This is a genomic window from Wolbachia endosymbiont (group B) of Scrobipalpa ocellatella (assembly GCF_964188425.1).
Taxonomy (GTDB): Bacteria; Pseudomonadota; Alphaproteobacteria; order Rickettsiales; family Anaplasmataceae; genus Wolbachia.
Genome location: NZ_OZ077190.1, coordinates 786330 through 803608, shown reverse-complemented (window position 1 = coordinate 803608; position 17279 = coordinate 786330). Strand labels below are relative to the sequence as shown.

The 17279-nt window shown below is 34.7% G+C and carries 12 protein-coding genes; 5 read left to right on the top strand and 7 right to left on the bottom strand.

The genetic code is table 11. The features are described from left to right. Positions 1-89: 89 nt before the first annotated feature. A complete protein-coding gene (locus AB3210_RS03670; RefSeq protein WP_007302760.1) occupies positions 90-1601 on the bottom strand; it encodes an HlyD family type I secretion periplasmic adaptor subunit in 1512 nt (503 codons plus the stop codon). A 154-nt stretch (positions 1602-1755) separates the two neighbouring features. Further along, entirely contained in the window at positions 1756-2184 is a 429-nt protein-coding gene (hemJ, locus tag AB3210_RS03665) for a protoporphyrinogen oxidase HemJ (protein WP_012481732.1), read from the bottom strand. A 65-nt stretch (positions 2185-2249) separates the two neighbouring features. Here hemJ and pdhA point away from each other — a divergent pair, with 65 nt between their 5' ends. The 3 genes from pdhA (at position 2250) to AB3210_RS03650 (ending at position 8217) form a co-directional block, all read left to right on the top strand. Then, the gene (gene pdhA, locus AB3210_RS03660; protein WP_052264837.1) at positions 2250-3230 is read left to right on the top strand and encodes a pyruvate dehydrogenase (acetyl-transferring) E1 component subunit alpha; all 981 of its coding nucleotides are present in this window, start codon (positions 2250-2252) and stop codon (positions 3228-3230) included. A 205-nt stretch (positions 3231-3435) separates the two neighbouring features. Next, the gene (gene gatB, locus AB3210_RS03655; RefSeq protein WP_052264836.1) at positions 3436-4860 is read left to right on the top strand and encodes an Asp-tRNA(Asn)/Glu-tRNA(Gln) amidotransferase subunit GatB; all 1425 of its coding nucleotides are present in this window, start codon (positions 3436-3438) and stop codon (positions 4858-4860) included. 132 nt (positions 4861-4992) lie between these two features. Further along, positions 4993-8217, top strand: a complete 3225-nt coding sequence (locus AB3210_RS03650) for an ankyrin repeat domain-containing protein (RefSeq protein ID WP_230609112.1) — start codon at positions 4993-4995, stop codon at positions 8215-8217. Positions 8218-8899: 682 nt separating this feature from the next. Here the strand turns inward: AB3210_RS03650 and AB3210_RS03645 are convergent. From AB3210_RS03645 to AB3210_RS03630, 4 genes are all read right to left on the bottom strand, one after another. Then, a complete protein-coding gene (locus AB3210_RS03645; protein ID WP_010401376.1) occupies positions 8900-9820 on the bottom strand; it encodes a tyrosine-type recombinase/integrase in 921 nt (306 codons plus the stop codon). 2 nt (positions 9821-9822) lie between these two features. Further along, complete coding sequence (gene lpdA / locus AB3210_RS03640; RefSeq protein ID WP_052264753.1) at positions 9823-11202, bottom strand: dihydrolipoyl dehydrogenase; 1380 nt, start codon at positions 11200-11202, stop codon at positions 9823-9825. Beyond that, positions 11195-12304 (bottom strand): PQQ-binding-like beta-propeller repeat protein, encoded by a 1110-nt coding sequence (locus tag AB3210_RS03635; protein WP_052264752.1) that lies wholly within the window; start codon positions 12302-12304, stop codon positions 11195-11197. Before AB3210_RS03635 ends, lpdA begins: the two co-directional genes overlap by 8 nt. Before the next feature lie 305 nt (positions 12305-12609). Continuing rightward, the gene (locus tag AB3210_RS03630; protein ID WP_230440362.1) at positions 12610-12789 is read right to left on the bottom strand and encodes a hypothetical protein; all 180 of its coding nucleotides are present in this window, start codon (positions 12787-12789) and stop codon (positions 12610-12612) included. Here AB3210_RS03630 and AB3210_RS03625 point away from each other — a divergent pair. Further along, the gene (locus AB3210_RS03625; protein ID WP_230440361.1) at positions 12707-13912 is read left to right on the top strand and encodes a cbb3-type cytochrome c oxidase subunit I; all 1206 of its coding nucleotides are present in this window, start codon (positions 12707-12709) and stop codon (positions 13910-13912) included. The two genes, AB3210_RS03630 and AB3210_RS03625, sit on opposite strands and share 83 nt — an antisense overlap. 117 nt (positions 13913-14029) lie before the next feature. Here AB3210_RS03625 and AB3210_RS03620 read toward each other — a convergent pair whose 3' ends face one another. After that, positions 14030-14533 (bottom strand): hypothetical protein, encoded by a 504-nt coding sequence (locus tag AB3210_RS03620; protein WP_007302751.1) that lies wholly within the window; start codon positions 14531-14533, stop codon positions 14030-14032. A 157-nt stretch (positions 14534-14690) separates the two neighbouring features. On the opposite strand from AB3210_RS03620, the gene AB3210_RS03615 reads away from it, so the two are divergent. Next, on the top strand, positions 14691-17264 hold the full coding sequence (locus AB3210_RS03615) for a valine--tRNA ligase (RefSeq protein WP_007302750.1): 2574 nt from the start codon (positions 14691-14693) through the stop codon (positions 17262-17264). Positions 17265-17279 lie beyond the last annotated feature (15 nt).

Below are 17279 nucleotides of genomic sequence, written 5' to 3'. Positions count from 1 at the left end.
AAAATAATTATAAAATAATACACTACTTGTGTGTAAATTTTTTTGCATATCAAACTCTGTAAACAAATTTTCTAGAAAAGCCAAATAAATTATCTCTCTATGAAAGATCTATCGAATGTTGCAATTATAGGTGTAAACAAGAACGATAAAAGAGTGCGAGATTGAGTAACTATATATACTTCTACTGGCATACCAGGATATAGGTATACGTTTTTAAATTGAGCAAGTTCTGATTTTGGTATCACCACTCGCACTGAATAATAACGCCCCATCCTTGGATCATCAAGAGCATCAGGGGAAATATGGTTTACTATACCGTTAATTAAACTTAAGCGACGTGCACTATAAGCGCTCAGCCTTACTTTAACTTTCAGCCCTTCTAGTCCGTCGATAGAGACTATATTGCTATCTTTCTTTTTTGCTGACAGTATCTCTTCTATGTTTCTGGTTAGAACTTTAGCATCTATTATTAGATCATCATCTGATGGTACTATACTCAGGATTGGGACTCCAGATTGTATAACACCACCTTCAGTGTGGTATCTTATATCTGTAACTATACCATCTTGAGGTGATTTAATTATTGTACGTGCTAACGAATCTTCAGCAACCATCAGCCTCTCTTTTAAGTCTGCAATAGATGTATTAACTTCCTTAAGCTCAGCATTTGCTCTTTCTTGAGCATCATTCTTCACATTTATAATCTCTAACTCATTTTCTCCAATCTTTTGCTGTACTTGAGATATTGCAGAACGGTAATGTCCAACTCTACCCTCAATTTCAGCAAACTGTTTTTCTAAAGCTAAAATGTGTGGTTTGCTTATATGGCCACTATCAAGTAATTGTCTTTTTGTTTCTAACTCCTCAGTTATCAAGTCATATTGCTTATGGGCTGCATTTAGTTGAAAATTTAGCCCTGCTAATTCATCATTTAACTGCTTTATACGTTGTTGCAGTATGTCAGTTTTTCCTAATATACTCTTTCTCTGAGAGTTGAACAACTTTACCTGATTCTTTATCGCTTTATTTACAAGTTCATCGTTAGATAATCTTTTAACCTCATCAGAAAATTCTAGCGTATCTAAGTCTCCCCTGATTGCAATAAGTCTTGCTTCAGTTGCCAAAAGTGATAAGAGTTTTTCTTTAATTATACTCAAATTTGCCTTTTCGTTAACATCACTTAATAAAACTAAAGGCTCATCTTTTTTAACTGCTTGACCTTCTTTTACTAAAATTTTGCTTATTATTCCCCCACCCAAGTGTTGCACTATTTTTCTATTTGAAGAGACAATAACTTCTCCACTTGCATGCACTGCTCCGTCAATTGGAGCTATAGCTGACCAAATACCACCTATTCCAAAAAAGATGAATATCACCACTAAACCAAAAAATAGTGGTCCCCATGTGACTTTTAGGACTTCATTTACGTTATTACTCTCACGTTTAAAAATAAAATTTATCATCGCATCAATCCATGCGAACGTCTTATCCAAAAATTGATATTTCTTCTTTCTATTTCCTGCCCTTTGCATATCTATATCATCACTACCAATTAGGCCTGTCAAAGAAAGTCCAGCACTAAGCTTTTTTAACTTACTCATTATAATACTACTGCGAATTCTTGTTAACCAGGATAACACACAAAAACAAAGAATCTATACCTTAAGTACTTTACTTAGACTACGGAACATCAGAATAAACTATTTAGTAACAATTCTTATACTCCATTCAATGGTTCATCATTAGGCTAGAAAATCAAAAAGGTTTTACAATAACCATAATAACTATAATTATTATTAACACTGTTACTGCTTCGTTTAAAACACGAAAATAAACGTGAGTTTTCTTATTCAAGCCCACTGCAAAATTTTTCCTATGCTTTGCAAGTAGGACATGAATAGCAAACATTAAGAATAATGCTAGCGCTTTTACATGAAACCACCCTTCGCGATATGCTTCCCTAATAATCATTAGCATAATTCCAAAACTAAGGGAGAAAAGCATTGCAGGGTTTATGATATATCTAAGGAGTCTCTTCTCCATTATTTGAAGTAAGCTGTCATTTTCTGACCCTGGTTTTACAGATGCATGGTAAACATAAAGCCTTGGCAAATAGAGCATACCTGCCACCCACATAATTACAGAGATAACGTGAAAAGCTTCAAGCCAGTGATAGTAGTCCATATAGATAGTATTATAAAATGTTAAAGATTTCTGGTATGATCTCAGTTTAATAAAAGAAAGTCAATATGAAAGCAGGAAATTTCACTAAAGAGCAAGTGATTGGGTTCTACAGAAAAATGCTTCTAATACGCAGATTTGAGGAAAAAGCAGGACAATTATACGGAATGGGATTAATAGGCGGATTCTGTCACTTATCAATAGGGCAAGAAGCAGTTGCAGTTGGGACTCAAGCTGCATCAAAACCTGGTGATGCTTTTATCACAAGCTATAGAGACCATGGCTTAATGCTTGCATGTAATTCTGATCCAAATGTTGTGATGGCAGAACTAAACGGCAAAGAAACAGGGTGTTCAAAAGGTAAAGGTGGCTCCATGCACATATTTGATGTTGAAAAAAATTTCTTTGGTGGACATGGAATAGTAGGTGCACAAGTCCCAATTGGTACAGGAATAGCATTTGCTAATAAATACAAGAAAAAAGATAACGTTGTATTCACATATTTTGGTGACGGTGCTGCAAATCAAGGACAAGTATATGAATCATTTAATATGGCATCTTTGTGGAAGTTACCTGTGGTTTATATCATAGAAAATAACGAATACGCAATGGGAACTTCTGTGCAAAGATCAACTTTAGTAACTGAACTATATAAAAGAGGAGAGAGTTTTGGTATTCCTGGAAAACAAGTTGATGGAATGGATTTTTTCTCTGTCTATGAGGTAACAAGTGAAATAGCTGAGCACGTACGTGGGGGAAAAGGACCTCTCTTGCTTGAAATGAAGACATATAGATATCGTGGCCATTCGATGTCAGATCCTGCTACTTATCGCTCAAAAGAAGAAGTTGAAGATATGAAGCAAAATCATGATCCTATAAGCACCCTAAAGCAGTATATAACAGACAATAAAATCGCTTCTGATGAAGAATGCAAAGCTATTGATAAGGAAATACGAGATTTAGTAAAAAAGTCAGAAGATTTTGCTAAAAATAGTAAAGAGCCAGGCATTGATGAACTATATACTGATGTTTATAAATTTGTTAGCTAATCAGTTGCCATCAAAATTATGTTTTGGCCTACTATAGATATTTTTTGGCAGCACTTAACTTTATTATATAACAGCCTAGTCAATAGAAACTGTAGTAACTCTTATATTATTGATATACACCGCTCTTGGATCATAGGTTAAATGAGTTTTATTTGACTTTTTGTGCTAGTTTGCAGAATATAAAGTTATTAATTGAATAAAATACATGACAAAAGAAAACTGGGAGACAGTAATTGGACTTGAGGTACACGCTCAGGTTTCTTCTAAGACAAAGCTATTTTCTAGTTCACTAACGGAATTTGGCACTGAGCACAATACTCAAGTTTCTCTAGTTGATGCAGCAATGCCAGGTACACTACCAGTATTAAATTATAGCTGCATAGAGCAAGCAATATGCACCGGACTTGCAATTTCTGCAGAAATTAATAAATGCTCTTACTTTGACCGGAAAAATTATTTTTATCCCGATTTACCACAAGGTTATCAAATAACCCAGTTCTTTGAGCCAATAGTTAAAAATGGCAAAGTTTTTATCAAAAATAATGAAAAAGAAATAAGAATCGCAAGAATTCACTTAGAGCAAGATGCAGGAAAGAGTATTCATGAAGAAAGCAAAACTTACATAGATTTAAATCGTGCAGGTGTTGCTTTAATGGAAATTGTTTCAGAGCCAGATCTTCGTTCATCTGCAGAAGCTGCAGAATTCATGAAAAAATTGAGGCAGATTTTGCGTTACATCGGTTCATGTGATGGTGATATGGAAAAGGGGTCACTTCGCTGTGATGCAAATGTTTCTGTTCGCCCAAAGGGCAGTAGCACATTTGGCACTCGTTGTGAAATAAAAAACTTAAATTCAATACGTTATATTGTACAAGCTATAGATTATGAAGCACAAAGGCAGATCAAAATTTTGGAAAGCGGAGGAGAAATAAGTCAAGATACCTTATTGTTTGATGTCACTTTAGGAAAAACAAAAGTGATGAGAAGCAAAGAAGATTCAAGTGACTATAGATATTTCCCTGAACCTGATTTGCTACCTGTTGAAATAAGCCAAGACAAAATTGATTCTATTAAATCATCTTTACCCGAGTTGCCAGATCAAAAAAAACTTCGATACATAGAGGAATTAGGTATCAATGAATATGATGCAGACGTTATCACTTCTGATAAAGAAATTGCCGATTATTTTGAAAAATTAGCAAAAAAGCATGATTCAAAGATTGCAGTTACCTGGTTAACCGTCGAGCTTTTCGGTCGTTTAAACAAAGCAAATATTGATATTGTTAGCTCCCCAATTAAAGCAAATGCTTTGTCAGAACTCTTAGATTTTATCGTCGATGGAACGATCTCTGCTAAACTTGGCAAACAAGTTTTTGATATTATGTTTGAAACTGGCAAACCTGCGTCTTTGATTATAGAAGAACAGGACCTCAAGCAAATAACCGATAGAGATCAAATATCGGAAATTATCGACACAATCGTCAATAACAACCAAGATAAAGTTCAAGAATATAAAAGCGGTAAAACAAGATTATACGGATTCTTTGTTGGCGAAGTTATGAAATCCACTAAGGGAAAAGCCAGCCCTGATGTGGTGAATTCAATTTTGAGTGAGAGATTAAGTAATTAGTCACATTTTTTTATTTACATAACAGCACATCTCGTAGATATTCCAAGGTCTTTGTTACGATATCTGTATATCATGACATATAACTTTTTTACCATTTGTTGGTACTGTTTTTAAAATTATGTGAGGTTGAGGATGCCTGAAACTTATCCTGCTTGGGGAAGAAAGCGGTCTCTTCATGGTGATATCTACCAACTAAAGTGGGTAATGCTGCTTCTCAAACGTGCAGTAGATGTTGGATATTCTTTCCGTTTAGCTACAGAAATGGAATCAGCTACGGGTTTTGATGATATTGTTTTTCAGGATAGGAAAAATGAAAAAATAGTACATAGGTTTATACAAAACAAACACAAGCAAAATGAATGCGAAAAAATCGGTGTAGGTAAATTGCTTTCAAAAAATAAAAGTGGTGAATTTAGCGTTCCAAAATATTTTGTTTCCTATCTAAAGATTAAAATTAATCCAGATTTTGCAGATGGTGACCTAAAGGACTTTACTATCTGTACTAATATCGGTTTCGATCTAGCTCAAAGTACAACACAAAATACAATAAAAAAGTTGAAAGCAAAAACTTCGGGACCAAACAAAGGAATAGAAATTGCAGTTGAAGTAATAAGCACTAGTGATATTTTTTTTAAATACGGCGGTACGAGATACAAGTTCTCTTGTACTCACGATAACATGATTTCAATAGTGCAACCGGCATTTAAGAGTGCTGTAAAAGAAGCAATAGAAGAATTGGAAAAGGAGATAAAAGAACTTCAAGGTAAATCAGATCAAAACTCAAAAAGAAAATTGGAAAGAAATCAGGTATGGCAACGTGAGTTTGAGCGAATGACAAATGAAGGCAAGTTAGAAGAGAATATAAGGGAATTTTTTGATAAATTAGTATTTGCAGTAAATCAACCTAACGAGATAAAACTAGCGGAAATCATTGAGAATGAGTTAGGCAAAGAATTTAATAATATCGATAAAAAGAACGTTTATGGTCGCTTTCTGGTAGAAGTTCTGGATTGGATGAAAGCAAGAGAGGGAAAGTTTCTATCACATGAAGAAATAAATGAGTTTTTTGAAAAAATAAGAGAGGAAATTTTAGGAGCGGTATGGTTTGATGTAAGAGGTCCAGTCAGACTATTTACAGGAAGAGATGAGGAATTGGGAATGCTACATGATTCGCTACAACGCAATCCCAAAGGTGCTGTAATTTCATACATAACGTCTATTAGTGGTCCTGGGGGGATGGGAAAAAGCCAGTTAGCTAGAAAATATGCTTGTAAATATAGAAGATATTATGACGACAATGTTATATGGATAGACGCTGAAAACTTTGAAGCTATGAAAGATTCTTTCTTAAGGTTAGCTAGAAATAGATTAGGTATTTCCCCTAAAGATAAGTATGGAAACGACAAAACGATAGAAACTATTGTTAGAGAAGTATATGCTTTCTTCGCAAGAAGGAGGAGCCTGTTCATTTTCGATAACGTTCAAGAGTACAAAAAGATAAGTAAATTTTTGCCATTTTCTTTATCTCCTGATCTTAACAAGCCTCATATTTTGATTACCTCGCATGATCAGGAACTGGAAAAGGGAATAGACGTTATAAAGCTAGGAGAATTGGAACAAAGAGACGCTATAGAGTTTGTTAAAAAAGGATTTAATATACTAAAAAAAGATAAATCGCAAGATCGGGAGATAGAAAATTTGGTAAGAAGGTTGCAATGCTTTCCTTTAGCTATACAACAAGCAATATCATATATCGAAGATCAGAGAATAATAGAGAAGTTTAAAATTAGTGATTACCTAAAAGAGTATGAAAAGAAAGCTAAGAAGTTGCTTAAGTCTAAAATATTTCAAGGAATTGATAATAACTATACTAAAACAACTTTTACAGCTTGGGAAGTTACGATGGATAAAGTAAGAAGTGATGAACAATATGGACCATTAGCTTCAGAGATTTTAGATGTTTTGGCTTATTTTGCACCTGATAAAATCGCTAGAGAAATATTCTTAAATTCGGTAAGTGATTATAAGAAAAAGCAGTTAAAGCTAGCCATCCGTTTACTTGTGAGATATTCCATGGTGGGCGGTGAACAAAACCAAAGTGTATTAAATATCCACAGTCTAGTACAAAAAGTAACAAGATTAAAATTACAAGAGAACCGACAAGAAGAGGAAGTTCTAAGGAAAGCTTTGGAATTGATAAACAGTGGTGGTTTAGCACAAGGTAGTATGAGCCATATTGCATTTGTATGGGGATACGCAAGTACATACGGTAAGTTGATTGATAACTTTTACTTTAACTCATTTTATGTATATGGAGGAACACTGTTTATAAGGAAAAGCACCCCTTTGCACTTGCTTGCTGAAAGTGGTGATTGTAAAGCAATTAGTGCAATAATAACACATATAGAAAAATATTACCCAGGTGAATTGGTAAAAATTGTTAATGTTAAGGACAATCACGGTCAAACTTTGTTGCATATTGCTGCTAAGAGTGGAAATTTGAATGTAATGAAATGTCTAGTCAATAAAGGTGCTAGCACTAATACTAAAGATAAATATGATAATACTCCATTGCATTCAGCTGCTTATTACGCTGGGGAATTGGATATAGTAAAATACCTGATTATTAAAAATAATAACATTAATGCTAAAGGCGAATATGGCAGGACTCCATTACACATTGCTGCTATAAATGGAGATCTAGATATGGTGGAATATCTAATCAAAAGGTATGCTAATATTGACGCTAAAGACAATTGTGGTATGACTCCATTACATTTAGCTGCTGACGTTGGGGAATTGGGTATAGTGGAACACCTAATTAATGAGGATGCTTATGTTGATGCTAGGGACGAACACTACAGAAGCCCATTATTTTTTGCTGCTGAGAATGGAAAATTAAATGTAGTGAAGTGCCTAATTGAAAAAGGTGCTAATGTTAATGCCAAGAATGAATATGGCGAAACAGCGTTACACCGCGTTGTCTATAAAGCCACTTTCAGTGGAGACTTAAGAATAGTGGAGTTTCTAATCAATAAAGGTGCTAATGTTAATGCTAGAGATAGAAATAGTAGAACTCTATTACACTACTCTGCTTTATCTGGAAGCTGCAATATTGCAGAATGCCTTATTCGAGAAGGTGCTAATATTAATGCTAAGGATAAAGATGGCAACACTGCACTACACTTGGCTGTTATTAGGCAAAAGGTTGATATAACGAGGACGCTACTAAAACACAATGCAAACGTTAACGCTAGAAATAATTTAGGGAATACAGTACTGGACTGTGCAGTTGATAACTGCCAAGAACTTGTGGAGTTGCTTTTAACCCATGATGAAAGTGTTGAAGTAGCTTAAGAGAAAATTATTTATCTGTTTATTTTAACGTCCCAAAAATGTTTAACAAAAGTGTGTCAAACTGAATTTTTAGTTTAACTCAATTTTCAATAGATTTCTTGCATAAACAGGTGTCATCCCAGCTGGAACCCAATATCTGGATTCCAGTGTCACGCGCTGGAATGACATCAACTTTTGAATTCGAGTTATGCAAGAAATCCAACATATTAGGAACGACAATATCAGGTTGAGATGTAGTTCATATGTAAAGGTAACCTCTACTTTTCCTCAGCTTTCTTTCTAGGCTCTGTAAACAAAATTTTAAAGAAGCCATATAGTGTAGCTAGAGACATTTTTAGTCAACTGAGTAATTTTGTTCCTCTAGCCTGAGGTCAAAATAAATTTGAATGGGTTTCCCAGTACGTCAACAAGTGCATGAACTTTAGTCGCAAATCCCCGTCCTCAATTAATTTGACCTGCTAACATTTTGTACACAGAGCCTAGCTCTTTTGCTATTTGCTTGACTTGTTTCTTTACATAGCTTCTAATTTAAATTCTGCTGTCTATTCTCTTTCATTCATAACCTTTTGCAAAACGTTTTTGCTTTCTTCTCTGCTGGTCACTATTGCTTATATAAAGCAAGTACAGTACTGAATGATGTTGCAAGCACTCAGTTCGGCAATATTATCGATTTAAGACGAAGTTAAGATTTCGATTTTTTATTCAAACTCTTCTGAAAGTTTTTATACATATTGAAGACATCTTGATAATTTAGGTGAGTGTAAACTTGAGTAGTTTCAAGGCTTGAGTGGCCAAGCAGCTGTTGTATTGATCTTATGTCAATATCTTCCTGAAGCAAATGAGTAGCAAAACTATGGCGAAATGCATGTGGAGATAAAATTTCTGGTAAGTTTAAAAATCTTCTTATTTTTTGCAAACGATTAGCAACATAAGTTCTTCCCAATTTTTTTCCTCTTACCCCGACAAAAAGATGTCCCGCTTCGTCAAAGTGGGGACAAGCTTTTATATATTTTTGTATACACTTTTTTACTACTGGAAGAATAAATACCTGCCTTTGTTTATCTCCCTTACCTGTTACTATTAAACTTTCATTGCTAATATCACTAACCTTAAGATTCAGTGCTTCAGTGATTCTTAAGCCCGTACCATATAGCAGAACGACAATTGCAATTTCTCTTTTTACCACCCAAGGCTCGCCTAGATCAGGCAATTTCATTTCTTTCAATAGAGTTTCTATGTTAGATATTGAAAGTGCTTTAGGTAGAGTTCTTCTCTGAATTGGCCTTGATAAAGAAAATACCGCTTCATTATTTATTTCATAATTGTTTTTTATATATTTGAAAAAATTTCTGATTACTGACAATGCGCGAGTGTTAGATCTCGCATTTACACCTCTTGCATAACGAGAGGTAAACCAACTTCTCAGTTCAGGTATGCTTAATTTTTCTAAAGAGCCAACATTTACTTCTTCACCAATGTGAGTATTTAGGAAACTTATAAGATCCTTGAGGTCCCTCATGTATGACTCCAAAGTGTTTGGTGAGTAAGACCTGTTGTACTTTAGCCAATCATACCATTTTTCAATGATTGAACCGAGGTCCACAGTTACTTTTTAAAGAAAGCATCGATGCACGCATCCCTAAAGGCTTCATTTATATCAGGATGAGAGTGACAAATTCTGTATATATCCTCTGCTGCTGCACCATATGCCATTGCAACCGCTGCTTCATTGATTAGCGTATCAGCGTATGCTCCTATGATATGTACACCGAGTATTGTATCTGCTTTGCTACAAGTCAGAACTTTCACGAATCCCTCAGCATCGTCAGTGACTTTTGCTCTACCGTTTGCAGCAAATTGACATTTACCAACTTTATACTTTCGACCAGCACTTTTTAGTTCTTCTTCAGTTTTACCGATTGAAGAAACTGCAGGGTGGGTGTAAATGACTGACGGTATGATTTCATAATCAACGTGAGGCAATTGCCTTGCTAGTATCTCTGCAACTGCCACCCCTTCTTCCTCAGCTTTGTGAGCAAGCATTGCTCCACCAATCACATCACCAATAGCAAATATTCCTTTTACGTTGGTTTCATAACTATTGTTGACTTTAATAAAGCCACGACTGTCTTTTTCTATTTTTTCAAGACCCTCAGAGCATGGTTTGCGCCCTGCTGCCACCAATACCTTATCCGCCTCTATAGTGTTTGTTTGATTATCTTTTACAGAGCAAACTTTCACACTCAAAGAGTTACTACTTTGTTTTATTCCCTCAACTTTAGTTCTAAGTAAAAATTTTATTCCTTGTTTTTGTAGACTAGAAAGTAGAGACTTACTTAATTCTCCATCCATTGCTGCAGCGATTCTGTCAAAAAATTCTACTACAGTGACTTCAGACCCTAGCCTCCTCCATACAGAAGACATTTCAAGCCCTATTGCCCCAGCTCCAATTACAACAAGTTTTTTTGGTACTTCAGTTAAAGACAATGCACCAGTTGATGAAATGATATTTTTCTCATCAATATCAATTCCTGGTAGAGAACTAACATCAGAACCAGTTGCAATTACTATATTTTTTGCCTTCAGTACCTTACCTTCAACTGAAACTTCAAGATTGCCTTGATCAAAAGAAGTAATTTTTCCAAGTCCATTGATCTTAGTAATTTTGTAAAGGTTAAACAGATATTCTATGCCTTTTCCAAGCTCCTGAACTCTAGCGTCTTTATAGCCTATCATTTCTCTCAAATCGAGACTTACATCCTTAACTTTTATGCCAAGTTTTGATAGATTATTTTTCGCGCTAGCATACTGATAAGAGGAATGGAGTAATGCTTTTGATGGTATACACCCAACTCGCAAACACGTGCCACCAAAAATGCTATTTTTGTCTATACAAGCAACTTTGAGTCCAAGTTTTGCAGCAGCAATAGCGCATTTGTAACCACCTGGACCACCACCTATAATAATCAAATCATAATCAGTCATAAAAAACAAACCTATTTTCTAAAGAATAAACACCATTTCCTTCAGTCGTTATATACATCTTACCATGGGTAAATACTGGAGCATGAAACACATTACCAGGTATTTTAATTACCCTTCCTGTACTTTCAGATCCAGGAAAAACAAATATTGAACCTTTATTACTTGTTACCCAAAGCGTATGGGCATACATAATTGGAACAAACAATTGCACATTCTCTATAAAATCAGATGTCCAAACTGTTTTTCCACTTTGTATGTCGATGCCAATTACCTTATTATCTTTAGTCACCATGAAAATTCTTCCGCCTTCTTTTTGTTTCTCTGCAGGAATAAGAGGGCTATAATATGACTCAATGTTTGATATACTTTTTACTTGTAGTGGCCTTGACCATAAAATATTTCCTGAGTTTACGTCAATGCTATAAATATAAGAGTTGCTCGTAGCTATTAAGATATTATCGTGTACTCTAGGTGTAGTAGTTACATCTGTAAGCTGTGTGTCTAAAAGATTTGTAGCTAATTTTTGGCTCCATAGTTTTTTACCTTCTTCATTAAAAGCTATTAACTCTCCATTTGAAAATGGTGCCATTATTTTATCATTAGAGACTGCTGGTGAGATGGAATACAAACCTCGAACCTCATTTATACCATTTTGATAATTCCAAATGGAACTGCCATCTTTTATACTAAATGCATGCAGATAGTTATCAATAGTCAACACTACCAACTTATTGTTTATTACTACTGTTTTCCCTCTTACCGGAGCTCTTAATTCTTTTTCCCATTGAATCTCTCCTGTTTTCGCATCTATTGTGTGTAGAATGTTATCCACTATGAAGAAAACGTTTTCTTTGTAGCTCGATAAACTCATATTACCAATTTTTTTCCTACTTGAGAGGTATAATTTCCAATTTATAACTCTTGGGTTATCGATATCAAAGGAATATAAGGTACCGTGCTTGTCTGGTAAAATAACGCTATTTTCTGTAAGTATTGGAGCTACATATCCTTGAGATAATTTTTTATCTACTAAACTTATTCGTTCGCTTGCCATTGTATAGTTACTATACAATAACATTATCATGACAATTATTATTTTCATTATTTAGTGAAAACAAGATTCATTAATATACATACTAGAAACGTAAATCACAACGAAAATGTTCTTAATTGTGGATCAAAAGCATTAACGTAATGTCATACCATTATGTAAAGATTCTCTTACTGTAATAACTTTTATCAAGTATGGACTAAAAGAAATATCTATAGCTCAAACTAATGCTGTCAGTAATACTACTCCAATATGAAACAGGCAGCATTTTCAGGATGAAAGATATTGTTGTGATGTCATTCATTTGAACTACTCATATCAATTTGAAAAATGTATACTATCTTATGCTATAGTACCTAAAAATAAATGCTCAACATACAAAATAACGCTTCACTTTGCAGGCAATGGATATTCTTGGCAGTACTTGCTCTTGCTTGTTCTGGACTGCTGTCAATAATTGTTATTTTTCTACGATTGCCTTTTATTTCTTCTCTCATTCCTTCTGCACAATATATCTTTGATAATGCACTGGTGATACACGTAAATTTGTCAATTTTGGTATGGATGTGCTCTATAATATCTCTGCTCTTCATCATAAACTTAAAAAACACCAATCATTGGTTTAACTTCTCATGGATTCTCTCAATCCTTTCCATGCTGCTAATGTTTATATCTGCATTTGTTCCAAATACTGAAGTTATCAAAAGTAACTATATACCTGTATTACAAAACAAATTATTTTTACTTGGACTCAGTCTTTTCATTACCAGCATATTGATAAATACAGCTCTAGCCTACATATCAAATAAACAAGACTCATATCTTTCAATCGGACAAATTGGCCTGGTCATTATACTTGTGTCATCATTTCTTTGTGTTGTTTTAGCACATAAAAATATGCCTCCAGGTCTATATCACTCAGACAAGAATTTATTTTATGAATATCTCTTTTGGGGAGGCGGACATTTACTGCAGTTTGCCTTTGCTCAAGCAATGTTTTTAGTTTATTTGATCATACTGAATGCTCGCTATATTAGTCTAAATAAAATTACCATTTTACCACTATTTATAAACACAGTTTTGACCGTAGGTGCGCCGTTTATATACTTTATTTATTCGGCGGATAGTGCTGAATTGATACAGTTTTTTACCTGGCATATGAGAATTGCTGGAGCAGTTCTGCCGTGCTTTTTAACAATATTAGTGTATTGCAACATAAAAACTCTGCTCAATGATAAGGGCAATTATCTTCTTCACTCGTTTGTATTGTTCATTTATGGAGGTGTGCTTGGAGTGCTAACTATTGAAGGAAATGTCACTATTCCTGCGCATTATCATGGTTCTGTAGTTGGTATTACTATAGCTTTTATGAATTTTGTCTACTGGCTGTTACCAAAATTGGGCTGTAAAGAAATAAAAAGCTCCATAGTAAGATTACAGATTTATGCATATAGCTTGGGACATTTTCTCCACATTACTGGACTTGTTTGGCTTGGTGGATATGGTGCCTTAAGAAAAGTTGCAGATCTGCCAAGTATTTCATCAATGTTGGCACGTGCTTGTTTTATTACGGGTGGAGCTATATCAGTTATTGGTGGAATGTTATTCGTAATAATTGTGATTTTACATCTTCTTAAAGGCAAGGCTCGTACCAACTAACCCACAGAAACAAAACTAAAAATTTTAGTGTAAAATTACTATATTTACTTTGTACTATGGCTCAAACAACCTGCTTCAAATTTGGAAAGGCAGTGAAATGAAAAAAACTATATCAAGCTACACTGAATTCTTATTTGCTACTCCTTGTGGTTCTTGTGTTCCATTTACTTGAGAGCTAGGTTTCATTATTAAATCACCAGCTAAGAATGCAGATACTGTTGCTATAACAACGATTAACCACATGTCCAATTTATTTGTATGTTCAAGTGTAATATACACTACTAACCCAACAGCAAGACCAGTACTAGCAGTAGCGATATATGTTGCTTTTTCTTTTAGTTGTTTATTTGCTTCATTTTTGGTTTCTAATATTTTCTTTTCTTGCTGTAACTGCTGGATTTGAGTATTTATTTTTTGTTTCAGTTCATTCGACATTTCACTTTTGAGTTCATTTCTTATTTTATCTTTCAATGTAGTTATTGCCTCTTCTGGGCTTTTTTTATCTTTTAATTCCAGCACGTCTTCAAGCAATTCTACTAAGTCTACTTTTGCTGGGTGAGGCACATAGTATGGATTACTTAGAATATCTATAAGCTCTTTTAAGTTATGAAAGTTAAGCATAATAAACCTCAATACTAAAAATTTATTATGTAATACATTAAAAATTATAAGATCAAGAAAAATTTGTATCATAACAAGGCTAAATTAAATGGCAGACATTAAAATTGCTGTATTTGCTCAATTGTGATAACTTAAAGCTTAAAACTGAGAAATATTTATGTTAGAAGAAAAGTATAGCTTTAGGGAAATTGAAGACAAATACAACATATTATGGGAAGGGAGTAAAGTTTATAAATGGAATGGTGAAAAGGATAATACTTTCACTATAGATACGCCTCCACCAACGATATCTGGAAAGTTGCATATTGGTCATATATTTAGCTATTGCCATACGGACTTTATTGCAAGGTTTCAACGTATGCTGGGGAAAGATGTATTTTATCCAATTGGGTTTGATGATAATGGGCTTCCCACTGAAAGGTTAGTTGAGCAGACCTATAAAACCCGTGCAAAAGAAGTTGGCAGAGAAGAATTTATAGAGATGTGCCATGAAGTTATTGAGAAGTCAAAGCAGGAATTCAAGGAATTGTTTAAATCAGTCGGTATTAGTTATGACTGGAATTTAGAGTATCACACAATTAGTAAAGAAGCTGTGGCACTTTCTCAAATGTCATTCATTGATCTATATAATAAAGAGTATGCATACAAAAAAATGCAACCTATTCTTTGGGACCCAGTCGATAAAACTGCAATTGCACAAGCAGAAATAGAGGATAAAGTCTTTGAGTCATTTTTGAACACGATAGTTTTTTCCACTGAAGAAAATGAGCAGATTAAGATTGCAACTACACGGCCTGAGTTGCTTCCAGCATGTGTTGCAGTTTTTTGCCATCCAGAAGATGCACGCTACACTCAGCTGATTGGAAAAATAGCCGTAGTGCCAATAACAGGAGCAAAAGTTCCAATAATAGCTGATGATAAAGTTAAAATAGATAAAGGTACTGGGCTTGTTATGTGCTGTACGTTTGGTGATGAGCTCGACATATATTGGCAGCAAAAGCATGGTCTGCCGATGAAAATTATTATCGATCAGGATGGTAGGATAAGTCTAGATTCAGTGTATGGTAATAATAGATCCCAGTGTCAAGGCACTGGGATGACAAAGGGGAGTGACATTCCAGTGCTTGACACTGGAATCCAGACATTAGAGGAGACACACGCTCCAGCGCGTGACGCTGGAATCTACGATGAAGTAAATGGCCTAAGAGTTAAAGAAGCAAGAAAGAGAATTATTGAAATCCTAACTGAAAAGGGCCTTTTAATAGAAAGCACTAGCATTTCTCATTCTGTTAAATGTGCTGAAAGATCTGGTGCGCCGCTTGAAATATTACCTACTTATCAATGGTTTGTCAAGACTTTAGAGCAAAAAACTCAAGTATTAGATAAAGTGAGTAAATGTAATTGGCATCCAGAATCTATGCGTAAACGTATAGAGGTGTGGATAGAAGGGCTAAGTTGGGATTGGTGCATCTCAAGACAGCGTTATTTTGGTGTACCATTTCCAGTTTGGTATTCAAAACGTAAGGGAGAAGAAGGCAAAATCATTCTAGCTGAAGTAAAGGATTTACCTGTAGATCCACTCAAAGATTTGCCGAAAGGGTATATTAAAGAAGAAGTTACTTCAGATCAAGATGTGATGGATACTTGGGCAACAAGTGCGATCACTCCTCAATTAAGTGCACTGGCAGTAAACAGTGAGCTCGGTTTACCAAGCCATCGGTATGATAAGATATTTCCTGCAGATCTGCGCAGCCAAAGCCATGAGATAATAAGAACTTGGGCTTTTTATACGATTTTGAAGGCACATTATCATGCAGATTCACTGCCGTGGAAAAATATCATGATTAGTGGTTGGTGTTTGGCTGATGATAAAAAAAAGATGAGTAAATCAAAAGGTAATATCATCACTCCTCATGTAATGCTTGAAACCTATGGAGCTGACGTAGTACGCTATTGGGCAGCAAACTCAAGACTTGGAGTTGACACAGTCTACTCTGAAAATATCTTCAAAATTGGCAAACGACTTGTTACGAAACTTTGGAATGCTAGCAAATTTGTTTCCATGTTTATGGAAAAACATCAAGCATTGAGCATAAATTCCATCAGTGAGACGATGGATAAGTGGATATTGTCCAAATTATATAAAGTGATAGAAAAAACGACGAACAACCTATTACAGTTTGAATACTGCGAAGCTTTGAGCGCAATAGAAGAATTTTTTTGGAAAGATTTTTGTGATAATTACTTAGAGTTAGTTAAAAAACGTGCATATGGAGATGCATTGGACAGCGAGGCAAACATGAGTGCGAAACAGAGTTTGGCATATGTACTCAATATTATTTTGCGGTTATTTGCACCATTTTTGCCATACATTACAGAGGAAATATATCATCAGTTGTATAGTTATAACTCCGTTCACAATAAAAGTAATTGGCCTAACAAGGAAGAACTTATCTATGATAAGTATTCTGAAGAAATGGGAGATAATTTCGTGCAGATATTAAACCTTGTGAGAAAAATAAAAGCAGATAATAACGTATCAGTTAAGCATCTTATACAAAAGTTGATGATAAAAGCGAGTGTAAAAGAGGATGAGTTAAATTATTCTGCTCAGCATGATTTGCAGTCAGTTTGCAATGCTGAAGTGATAGAATGGGTTGAGGGTACAGAAGCAGAGCTTATAACTGAGAATGGAAAATTTACTGTAAGTTTATTGATTGATGTAACTTAGCATTCGTATTACTAT